11 protein-coding genes and 2 pseudogenes are annotated in these 10565 nt (G+C 69.7%); 6 read left to right on the plus strand and 7 right to left on the minus strand.

The features are described 5' to 3' along the window. A pseudogene (locus tag ADL08_RS36485) lies at window positions 1-116 on the plus strand (IS5/IS1182 family transposase); the annotation flags it as partial. 7 nt (window positions 117-123) lie between these two features. On the opposite strand, the gene ADL08_RS07560 reads toward ADL08_RS36485, so the two are convergent. The 3 genes from ADL08_RS07560 to ADL08_RS07570 form a co-directional block, all read right to left on the minus strand. Next, complete coding sequence (locus ADL08_RS07560) at window positions 124-543, minus strand: hypothetical protein (protein ID WP_053641297.1); 420 nt, start codon at window positions 541-543, stop codon at window positions 124-126. Window positions 544-1033: 490 nt separating this feature from the next. Next, window positions 1034-1957: an NADP-dependent oxidoreductase gene (locus ADL08_RS07565; RefSeq protein WP_107091977.1), complete on the minus strand. Its 924-nt coding sequence runs from the start codon at window positions 1955-1957 to the stop codon at window positions 1034-1036. A 106-nt stretch (window positions 1958-2063) separates the two neighbouring features. Further along, window positions 2064-2459 carry a MerR family transcriptional regulator gene (locus tag ADL08_RS07570; RefSeq protein ID WP_053641298.1) on the minus strand — a complete coding sequence of 132 codons (396 nt, stop codon included), beginning with the start codon at window positions 2457-2459 and terminating at the stop codon, window positions 2064-2066. Between the two features lie 534 nt (window positions 2460-2993). On the opposite strand from ADL08_RS07570, the gene ADL08_RS07575 reads away from it, so the two are divergent. Continuing rightward, window positions 2994-4013: a replication-relaxation family protein gene (locus tag ADL08_RS07575; protein WP_234352040.1), complete on the plus strand. Its 1020-nt coding sequence runs from the start codon at window positions 2994-2996 to the stop codon at window positions 4011-4013. 31 nt (window positions 4014-4044) lie between these two features. Here the strand turns inward: ADL08_RS07575 and ADL08_RS07580 are convergent, their stop codons facing one another. Next, a complete protein-coding gene (locus ADL08_RS07580) occupies window positions 4045-4617 on the minus strand; it encodes a TIGR04222 domain-containing membrane protein (RefSeq protein ID WP_053641299.1) in 573 nt (190 codons plus the stop codon). A gap of 497 nt (window positions 4618-5114) precedes the next feature. Between ADL08_RS07580 and ADL08_RS07585 the strand changes: the two genes are divergently transcribed. Further along, complete coding sequence (locus ADL08_RS07585; protein WP_053641300.1) at window positions 5115-5411, plus strand: hypothetical protein; 297 nt, start codon at window positions 5115-5117, stop codon at window positions 5409-5411. A 21-nt stretch (window positions 5412-5432) separates the two neighbouring features. After that, window positions 5433-5654 carry a hypothetical protein gene (locus tag ADL08_RS07590; protein ID WP_053641301.1) on the plus strand — a complete coding sequence of 74 codons (222 nt, stop codon included), beginning with the start codon at window positions 5433-5435 and terminating at the stop codon, window positions 5652-5654. A gap of 8 nt (window positions 5655-5662) precedes the next feature. On the opposite strand, the gene ADL08_RS37070 is transcribed toward ADL08_RS07590, so the two are convergent. Then, a complete protein-coding gene (locus ADL08_RS37070; protein WP_159042998.1) occupies window positions 5663-5809 on the minus strand; it encodes a hypothetical protein in 147 nt (48 codons plus the stop codon). A 936-nt stretch (window positions 5810-6745) separates the two neighbouring features. On the opposite strand from ADL08_RS37070, the pseudogene ADL08_RS35210 reads away from it, so the two are divergent. Continuing rightward, window positions 6746-7460, plus strand: a pseudogene (locus ADL08_RS35210) (transposase family protein). 286 nt (window positions 7461-7746) lie between these two features. On the opposite strand, the gene ADL08_RS07605 reads toward ADL08_RS35210, so the two are convergent. Beyond that, window positions 7747-8388, minus strand: coding sequence for a TetR/AcrR family transcriptional regulator (locus tag ADL08_RS07605; protein WP_053641307.1), 642 nt, complete (start codon window positions 8386-8388; stop codon window positions 7747-7749). A gap of 68 nt (window positions 8389-8456) precedes the next feature. Here ADL08_RS07605 and ADL08_RS07610 point away from each other — a divergent pair, with 68 nt between their 5' ends. Then, on the plus strand, window positions 8457-9233 hold the full coding sequence (locus tag ADL08_RS07610) for an MBL fold metallo-hydrolase (RefSeq protein ID WP_053641304.1): 777 nt from the start codon (window positions 8457-8459) through the stop codon (window positions 9231-9233). 204 nt (window positions 9234-9437) lie between these two features. Here the strand turns inward: ADL08_RS07610 and ADL08_RS07615 are convergent, their stop codons facing one another. Then, window positions 9438-9827: an ATP-binding protein gene (locus ADL08_RS07615; protein ID WP_053641305.1), complete on the minus strand. Its 390-nt coding sequence runs from the start codon at window positions 9825-9827 to the stop codon at window positions 9438-9440. Window positions 9828-10565: the final 738 nt, after the last annotated feature.

Raw genomic sequence — 10565 nt, forward strand, 5'->3', positions numbered from 1 at the left:
CCTTCGCCCAACTGAAGTCCTGGCGCATCCTCCGACGAGCCCGATGCTCCACCCGCCGCATCAGCACCATCGTCCAAGCCGTCCACACCCTGCTGACCTGCAACTATTCAGGATGAAAGAGGCTCAGTAAGCGTTCACGTACCACAACGCGCCACCGAGGAAGATCGGCAGCGTGAAAGCTATCTGGAGCATCCAGGGAACACCTGGTCCCTCGTCGTCAGGCTTGCCGGGGTTCTCCGCTCGCCACGCCATGAAGGCACGCATCGCCTTCCCGTGGCCCACGACACCCAGGGCGATGCCCAGCATCCCCCCGCAGTAGACAGGCAGCAGCTCGTTCAGAGACCAGTCGTAGTTGGCGCTGAAAGCCATGATCGCCAGGAACGATGCCACCGGACCGCACGACACCCAGACCATCTGCCGCCGGTTGACCATCCCAGGGAACATCACGGCGAGATACAGAGCCACACTGATCGCGGCGAACAGCCACCACAGCGGAGAGGACTTCTCCGGCACCAGAACCCTTTCATCTGCCTTCGCGATCATGTCCCGAAGGTCCCCCGCCCCGCCCGCAACGGCTAATTGTCCCGCCGTTCCCGCAGTTCAAGGCCTATAGGACAACCTTAATAGCTTACGGATGATGAACATCAGGGGGGGCGGACGATCTACTTCGCAGACACTGGCCCATAACCGGTGTGAGTATCCCGAGGGCCGGTCACACCAGCCCTTTGACCTGTGTATTCAGATTGGCGGCAGCTCACTTCCCTTCCACTCCACCGGTGGGCTCCACACACCGCCACGGCTGCCGGGTGGAGTCCACCGGCGTGTGCTGCCCCGGGTGGTTCAGGCGGTGGCCGGCCATCGGGCGGCGACGTCGCCGCGGATGTCGGCGAGGAACTGGCTCACCTGGTCGACCTCCTGCATGCACTCGATCAGGGACTCGGCCGCGATCCGGGCGGAGTGCGCTCCGCCGCGCTGACCACGGGTTCTCGCCAGTCCGCAGGGGCGGTCCCGACGTCAGGCGGCCGGACGCTTCTCATGCCACCTTGATGACGACCTTGCCCGAGGCGTGCCCGTTCTCGACGGCGGCGAGGGCGGCCGGGGCTTCGGAGAGCGGATGGACCACGGTGATGACGGGCGTGAGGACTCCGTCGAGGGCCAGCCGGGCCGACCGCTCCAGGTTCTCGCGGTCGACGCGACGCTCGACGAAACGCCCACCGAGATCGGGCACGGACGTGTCACCCACAGCAATGACGTCGCGGGGGTCCCGGGCCAGCGGAGCGACCGTCCGCAGCGAGGTGCCTCCGACCAGGTCGACGATCCCGTCGAAGCCGTCCGGAACCAGCTCGCGTGCCGAGGCGGCGACGTCCTCGGCGGTGTAGTCGATGAACCGCACCCCGATGCCCTCGGCGTGCTCGCGTTTGGCAGTACTCCCGGTGCCGATCACGAGCAACCCGCGCCCGACGGCCAGCCGGGCGACGGCAAGGCCGACCCCGCCTCCGACCCCGTTGACCAGGACCGTGGCACCAGCCGGGAGTCCGAGCTGGTCGAGCACGTCCACCGCGGTCGTCCCGGCCACCGGCAGCGTCGCCGCCACGGTTGCGGACAGACCTGCCGGGATGCGCGCGGTGTTCGGCGCGGACAGCACCGTGGTCTCGGCGTAGGTGCCGCCGCCGGTCAGTGCGAAGCCGAAGACCGCGTCGCCCACCTCGAGCCCGGTGACGTCCTCGCCCCGGGCAAGAACGGTTCCGGCTGCCTCCATGCCCAGCACGCGGGGAAACGGACGCCCGCCGTCGAGCCCGTCGACCAGACCTGAGCGCAGAAGGTGGTCGAGGGGATTCACGCCGGCGACGTCGACCCGGATCAGCACCTCACCACGACCGGGTACGGGATCGGGACGATCGAAGAACTCCTGCACCTCGGGCCCGCCGTACCTGTCGAAACCCCATGCCCGCCCCATCTTCCGCCGCCTCTCGTATGACCGACCCGGTAATTCCGGGCGCTGTCGCCATCCTCACCTCTGACATTGATGTCAGGGGCAACCGGCTGAGACGCAGATCACAGCATCAGGTCGACCGCGCGACCGGTTCCGGGGCCGTGGACAGCTCCGCCCGGTGCCGGCTGTTGGCCCTGATCAGCACGTCGAGTGCATCCCGGGTCTCGATCAGGTGCGCGATGTCGGCGTCGATCCGGTCGCGCTCGCGCATCATCGCCGTGAACGTCTCCTCGGCGACGCCCAGGTCACCCGGGATGTCCACACACGGCAGCACAGTCGCGATCACCCGGCTGGACATCCCCGCGTCGAACAGCTGCCGGATGAGCGACACACGCTGGACCGCAGCATCGGAATAGTGACGCTGCCCCGCGCCGGAGCGTGAGCTGGTCAGCAGTCCCCGGTCTTCGTAGTACCGCAGTGAGCGCGGACTCACGCCCGTGCGCTCGGCAAGTTCGCCTATCCGCATCCTTGAGATCCTACGCCCACAGCCTCCAGATTCAGACCGCCGAGTACGCCAGCGCTGGCCGGCGAGCGCTCAACATCCTGGCCAACCCCGACGCAACCTCAAACACTGACCTCGCGCTCTTCCCCACATGCTGGCCAACTACCCGGCAAGGTCACACCGGTCATGGACAAACCAAAACGGCAAGGGGGTGGTCAAGGAGGGACCGGGCGGGCGGTGGCAGGGTCGGTCGGACCGCGGTCAAGGGGTGCCCGTACACGGCGGCCCCGGCGCGCGCACGCCTGTGTGCGGGCCGGACGACTGCCGACCCGGCCGCGCAGGCCGGAGAACCGTGAGGAAGCGATGACCACCGCCCCCACCCCGCACGCCCCGCCGACCCCGGCGGATCCCGCTGCGACGGCGAGTCCTACGGCGAGCCCCACGACAAGCCGCGCACCCAGCCCCGCAGCTTCCAGCCGCCCAATGACGGTTGTTGCTGATCAGCCCCCCGATTCACCCACTCCGGCCGGTTGCAACTCCTCTTCTCCTGTCCCTGATGTGCCTGGAGGAGCGTCCCGGACCCGGAAGACGGCGGCGAAGACCGGCGCGGACATCCGCGGCGAGGTCCTGCTCGCCCTCGCCCGGCTGCGCCCGGCCACGCCCCGTCAGCTCAAGGCCCTGCTGCTGCCGCACCAGCAGGGCACGGATCATGTGCGCCGGGCGCCGCGCAACCTGCTGGAGCAATCCCCGGCCCTGGTCGGCCGGTCCCACCGCGCACAGCAGAGTTATTGGTACTGCACTCCGGCCGGTCTCGCCGAAGCCGCCGCCTCCGCCCAACTCGCGCCGACAGCCGGCCGGATCACCGGACGGCGCGTGGCCCACAAGACGGGGCTGCGTGAGCACGGCCTCGTCCTGGTCGACACCGTCATCGCCTTCCACCGGGCCGAGGCCGCCGACCACGCGGACTGGCGCGTGGAGGTCGCCCACTCCACCCCGGCCGGCGCCCTCGTGCCCGACGGCGTGGTGCTCCTGCCCGACGGCGTGGTGCTCCTGGACGACGGGACGAGCGCGTTCGTGGAGATCGACCGCACCACGTCCTACGCCCGCCTCATCGGCAAACCGGAACGCTACGACGCCTACCGCGAGACACCCGCTGCCGGGCGGGGCAACGCCGCCCGCGCCCCGCACTCCCACCGGCAGGAGACCTACCCCGGACCGTCCCTGGAGCGGGCCTTCCCGCCGGTGCTGTTCGTCTTCGCACCCACCCCGAGCCGCGCGGCTCCGGCCACCAGGGAGACCGCCTTCCACGAACGGACCCGCCGGGTGGGGAGTGTGAACTACCGCCTCGCCGTGGCGACCACGCCCCTGCCCCTGTTGACGAAGAACGGCGCCGGCCGGGGTGGCGCATCGTCGACCGCGGCGAGGAACGCCGCACGCCGGCCGCGCTGCCGAAGGCGCGGTGAGGCACGGCTCGCCCGGCCTCCACACGGACCCGGGCGAGCCGCTGCGACCGTCCCGGGCTTGCCCGCGGCCCCTGGGCAAGCCCAGGGCAGGAGCGTGCCATCGGGGTTTGAGTAATTCACCCCGTGGCGAAGTGGCCGGTGGGACCTCACTCGCCGCCGCCCCCGCCGCCCCCGCCGCTGTGACCGCCGCCGGAGTGCGTATCCGTATCCAGGCCGGGACCGGGGCCGCCGTGACGACGATTGCCGCCCGGCCGCCTTCGGGGCTGGCCCGCCGGGGGCGGCACGGCCCCTTCCCAGCGCGGGCTGCGATGAGGGAAGACGTACGCCAGCATGCGCGGGTCAAGCTGGGCCTGTTGGAGATGTCGCCGGCCCGCAGGGGTCATTTGACGCTCCGCGCCCGTCACCAGCCCCCACGTGGCCAGCCCGCGGCCGATCTTCTCAACCTCTGAGGAGCGCTGCAGGACGGCTCGTACGATGTCGATGTCTGTCGGGTGCCTGCAGAAGGCGACCATCGCGTGCTCGAACGGATGTAGAGGTTGCTTCCCCTCCACGGAATGGACCTGTGCGTTGTTCACCACGAGCAACCCACGCTGGTGCAGCGCGGTGACCGCACTGTCCACCACATGCCGGGCCCCGCCCGCCAAGAACGCGACGTCGTACACGTCCAGGGCTCTCGTCTCGCCCGAGCCCCTGACGATCCACCGGAACACCCACCGCATACCAGCCCCCCCGTCACGGCCTGCATCTGTCACCTGGCAGTGCAGCTTTCCCTATCCCTCAGAGTCTGATGGCACGCGATCGACTTTGGGTGGCACAGGACAGTCAAGGCAGATCCTCCTTCTCAGGGAGGGGTGGCTCCGTTTACGAGAACCGGTTCTGGCGCAACTTCTGTGAAGCCGAGCCGATCCTTGGTGACCGAGGTCGGCATACTCGAAGAACCGACAGGTCAGCGGCTTGCCGTGATGCGAGGGGCGGGCCCGGTCGACGCTGCTTCACAGAAGTTGTGCCAGAACCCGTAATCGTGAACAAAGCCACAGGTGGGAGCCCGGTGAAACGGGCACCCTTTGTTTTCGCAGGTCACCTCGTACGGGCAAGTCGTCCGCGTGCGCGGACGCCTCTTTCCCACCCGACAGCCGTAGGGAAGAGGAGCCCTTATCCGCAGGCCGGCCGTGCCGTCCGCGCCCCGTTGTCGGTGGCGGCTGGAAGGCTGGCCGGTATGAACGGTGATGAGCAGCTGCTGCGCGGCCGGGTGTACGGCGCGGAGCACGACGACCCCGACCCGGGGCCGAAGCCCGGACGGACCTACGCCGAACTCGTCGGCGGGCCGCTGGACGGTCTCCTGCTGGATATCCACGGCTGGCGGAGTGAGGAGGTCGATGACGGCGCCGCCCTGACCACCGAGCTTTCCCGGTGGCCCGGGGGACGGGCACTGTACGACCCGCGCTCCGGCGAACTGCGCGCACCGGGCCCGGGCGTCACCTGCCGCTTCTACTACACCAGTGACACGCCCTGACCGGTCCATTCGAGAAGCGGGATGTTCACGAGTGCGCCTGACCAGGCCCTCAAGAGGCTTACGAAGATCGCTTCCCGAACCGGCGGAGATCGTTTCCCGGATGCCGCCCCCCGGCTCCAGGGCTTCTTCGTCCGCAAGCTGGTCGGCACGACCATGCCCTGGGTGCCCGTGGCCATCGCGGCGGCGGGGGCGGGGGTCCTGAGGTCCGCCTGGCGCCGGGTGGACCGCAGGTTCCCGGCGTGACGCCGTCTTCAACGCGAACCGACCAGGGTGTGGACCGCGGCGGCCGCCGTCCGCTCGACGAGCGCGATGCCCGCTTGCCGGGTGGCCTGGCCGTCGGCGAGAACGGCCACGAGCAGGGAGTGCCCCGAGTGCTCGACGAGGCCGATGCTGTTCACGACCCACAGGCCCGTCGGCTCACGAGGCAGCCAGCCGTTCTTGAGGGCGTACCCGGAGGCGGGTGAAGCCGCAGCGCCGACGCCCAGTCCTGACCCGCGGCGATGTCGCTCATGAGGGAGCGCAGATACGCCCGGGAGGCGGCGGACAGTGGCGAGTCGGCCGTGAAGACGGCCTTCAGCAGGGCCGTCTGGTCGTGGACCGTGGACCGTGGACCGTGGTCCGCGCTGGCCCGAGTGGGCCGCGCTCAATCCGAGCCGCGCGTTGGCCGCGTCGAGCCCCCGGCGCCTTCCTATGCCCACCCACAGTTCCTGCGCCGCGTCGTTGTCGCTGAAGCGGATCATGGCGGAGGCAAGCCGCTGCTGGGCCGTGGTGAGCGGCACTCCGCGGTCCTGGCTGAGCAGTAACGGCGCGGCCAGGATGTCGACCTTGATGATGCTGGCCGAGGCGAAGGTCCCGGTGGCCGAGCCATGGGTGAGGGCGCGTCCCGACGTCAGATCCGCGACAGCGAGCGCGTACCGGCCGTCGAACGGCCCGAGCCGCCGAGCGCCGCACGCGCGGCACGCTCGGGGCTCTGCGCGGGAGGCGGTGTGGGGGCAGGAGCAGGCGGGCGTACGGAGGTGCGTAAGGCTCGTGGCGGGGTGCGCGGAAACGCGGCGTCGGCGGTCTCCGGGTCGGGCAGGAGGAGATGAGCCATCACCGTCACACCCCGCAGGAGGGGTACGACCAGGGCTGTCCTTCTGTTCATGACAAGCTCTCACTTCCGGGGTTCAGGGCATGCCGAAGGCGCTCGGGACGCGAGCGAGGGATCTAAGGGAGCTGGCTGGCCAACTGGAGCTAAAGGGTGTTGCAGAAGGCTTAGTTCTGGGCATTTTGCCTTTGTGGGTGGGGTGTTGGGGGCTGAGCCGGTGTGAGTGGAGGCGTTCACGGGCTTGCGGATGGACCGGTTCGTGAAGCTGGTGAAGGCGGTACGCGAACGGGGCGGGAACGGGCCCGGGTGGTGGCCGGCCGTGGTGTCTGCCGCTGCCGGACCGGGTGCTGCTGGTGGACGAACCCCACGATGCGGCAGCTCGCGCCGCTGTTCGGCTGCTCGCCGGCCACGGTGTGCCGGGTCGTCCAGCGGCTCCGTCCGCTGCTGGCGCTCGAGCGGGCTCCGCGGCCGGTGGCGGACGCCGACCGGTTGTGGATCGTGGACGGTACTTTGATCCCGGTCCGCGACCGCAAGGTCGGCGCCTCGTCCCGCAACTACCGGTTCTCGGCGAATGTGCAGGTCATCATCGATGCCGACACCCGCCTGGTCGTCGCGGTGGCCCGGCCGGCGCCGGGCAACAAGGCCGGCGTGCATGTCTGGCGGGATTCGGACCTGCCCGCCCTGGCGGCGGGCACGACGGTGATCGCGGACGGCGCCTACCTCGGCACCGGTCTGATCGTCCCGCACCGCAAGAGAGCCGGCCGCCCCCTCCTGCGCGGGCAGGAGGAGGACAACGCCGAGCACCGGAGAGTGCGAGTCCGGGTCGAGCACACCTTCGCCCGGATGAAGAACTGGAAGATCCTGCGCGACTGCCGACTGCCGACTGCCGACAGCGAGGCGACGGCCTCCACCATGCCGTCCAAGCCGTCGCCGCCCTGCACAACCTCGCCCGCACCGGGTGAACCGACAGGCCAAACCCCTCTCCGGCCTGCCCGGACGCAACCTTCTGCAACACCCTTTAGGGCGTGTCCGTCGCCTTCTTGGGCGGACCGTTCCTCGTGCTTCGTGAAGTACCGAACACGTCGTTGGATGGCGGTCCCGGCTCGACATCCGTCGGGTTCGGCCTTACCGCGAGGTGCCACTGGGTTGGCCTCAGGAGTCGTTCACCGGAGGTCGCTGAAGCCGTGGGGGCGGCGTACGGCCCGGTGGGTCTCGGCCGCGGCCGACCGGGCGGTGATGGATCCGCGCTCAGGTCGCGTCCGGAAGAGCCGAGACGAGCATGCCCGTCAGCCAGTCCTCGTAGGTGTCGGTGTTCCAGCCGCGACCGGTGGTGAGCTGGGTGTAGAGGTGGGGGCCGGTCAGGGCCCACCAGGAGTCCGCCAGGCGGGCCGTGTGGGCATCCGGGGGCAGGACGCCCGTGTCGGCGAGGTGGGCGACGAAGGCGCTCACACCGGTCATCCGCTCTTCTTCGCTGAGGGCGAGGAGCTGGCCGACCTCGGGGCCGGCCTGGGCGAGCAGGGCGGACAGGGCGGCGAGGCGTTCGTGGACGCCGCGGACGAACGCGGCGTACAGGCGGAGCTTGGCGTGGGTGTCGCGGGTGGCCAGGACGGCCTGGAGCTGGGGCCGCTCGGCCATGGTCAGGGGTTCGTCGTCCCCTGCCAGGGTGACGTCCCACAGTGCCTTGACCAGCCCCGGCTTGCCACCGAACGCCTTGTAGAGGGTCTCGGGGGAGACGCCGGCACGCTCGGCCACCGCGCGGACGGTGGTGGCCTGATAGCCGTCGCGGAACAGCAGCTCCCGGCCGGCCGCCAGAATCGCGGCACGGTTGCGGCGCGCGGCCTGCTGCCGGCGTCCCGAGTTGTACGGCCTGCGCGGAGTCCCGCTGGGCATGTCGTTCTCCCTCTCATCCATTACAGTCAACTGTATCTAATATTTCCGTCCCGTCCCCGGAGGAACGCATGCCCCGCTCCACCCGCTCAGACCGGCGCGTCGCCCCCGGCGTGGACCGCCTCGGCGACGACGTCGTCAACTTCTACCTGGTCGAGGAGCCCGACGGCCTGGTCCTCGTCGACGCCGGACTGCCGGCCCACCTGAAGCAGCTGTGCGCGCACCTGGCCGGCTCCGGCCGCTCCCTGACCGACATCCGGGCCGTGCTCCTGACTCACGGACATCCCGACCACACCGGCCTGGCCCACACTCTCCAGCAGGCCGGCGCCGACGTCTGGGTCCACGAAGGCGACGCCGCGATCCTGCGCGACGGTCCGCGCAGTGCCCTGCGCCACGCCAAGCCGGAACGCTCCGCACTGCCCTACCTCCTGCGCCGGCCCGCCGCGATCGTCACCCCGCTGCACCTCGCTCGCACGGGAGCCTTCACCGCCCCCGCCACCCCCGGCGTGCGCGTCTTCGATGCCGACCAGCGGCTGAACGAGGTCCCCGGCGCACCGCAGGCCGTCCTGCTGCCCGGCCACACCCCGGGCAGCACCGGCTATCTCTTCCCCGACCGCGGACTGCTCTTCACCGGCGACGCGCTGGTCACCCACGACGGCCTGACCGGACACACCGGACCCACCCTGGTCTGCCGCGGCTTCACCCACGACAGCCACACCGCCCTGGCCTCCCTCGACCGAATCGACGAACTCGCAGGCGCCACCCTGCTCCTGCCCGGCCACGGCCAACCCGTCACCGGTGACCCCCGCACCGCCACACGCCAGGCCCGGCAGGCCGGCTCACACTGAACACACCCACAAGCCGCCGACCGACGCCCGATCGATCCCGGATGCCGATGCCCGTGTCAGGCGGGGTTACCGTCCAGCGCCGAGCCGTCGAACATCGGCGCCCCCCCTGTGGCTCAACGTCCCCGGCTACGAAGCGTGCAGGTGGCTGACTCGCGGACGGGACGGATCTTTGAGGGCAGTGGCTGCGGGCACCTTCGCTTGGCGTTATCGCAGAAGGAGTGCGCTGACGGTCTTGCCACCGGTCGTCCGGCGGGTGACGGCGGTCGCCGCGGTGAGCCGGTTGACCATGGGCCAGCCGAATCCTCCGGTGCCCCCGTTCAGGTCGGGGGTGCGCATGCGCGGGGCATGGGGGCTTTGGTCGTGCACGGCTACTTCGATGCCGTCCGGATGGGCGGTCAGGTCCAGAACGCAGGTGCCGCCGCCGTGACGCAGGGCGTTGGTGACGAGTTCGGAGACCACCAGAAGCACGTTCTCGGCGGTTTCGGGGGCGGGTAGGGGGAGGAGGCTCGCGAGGAAGCGCCGGGCGCTGTCGCGTGCGGTGGCAATGGACCCGGGGGAGCGGCCGGACTCGACATCGACGCTGATCGTGCTCATCAGGTCCTCCTGATCGTTGCGTTATCCCTGCCAGCACTCCCTGGCCGCTGCTTCTCCCCCGACCTTCAGCCTTTAATCGGACATATCGAACCTCTACTTCACCTTTCAGTTCCCTTCGGGGTGGATTACCTTTCTGCGGCGCACGTGAAAATCTGCACTGGCCAAAGTAGACATTGCGATGCGGTGGAGCTATGGTTTCTCTCGTAGCCAAGAAGGACAGCAAGGCCTGGCAGGGATGAACTGCCGGCAAGCAGGATCAGCGGTACAGGTAGTTGCAGTTCGCAGGACGGTACGGCGGTGGAGTTCCGAAGCCAGGGTTGTTGCAGGACGGCGACGGGGCTGACGGCCGGACCTGGTGGCTCGCAGTGATCAGGAGTCACCGCAGCAGGACCGCCGCATGGTGGATGCGGTCCGGTGAGTGCAGTACGCGGTGCCCCGCAGTGAAACGAGTGAGCAGTACCCCCGGTGAAGGCGTCGGCTGCGGACGCGCGCACCGGGAAGTCCGGCAGTGGGGTTCCAGGCCAGAGCAGACGCAGGACGGGCAACGGGGCTGGCTGCCGGAGAGTGGCGCTGACACAGGCCACGGAGCAGTTCGCATCATCAGCAGTACCCGCAGTAGAGCAGCACCCAGCGGTAAGTAGTTGATCACCGAGGAGAGGACGGAGGAGCGCAGCGCCATCAGGATCGCCCGGACGCACGTACTGGGTCCGGGTACCGCAGGACATCGTCAGTGAGGTG

Source organism: Streptomyces sp. NRRL F-6492 (genome assembly GCF_001280125.1).
Lineage (GTDB): Bacteria > Actinomycetota > Actinomycetes > Streptomycetales > Streptomycetaceae > Streptomyces.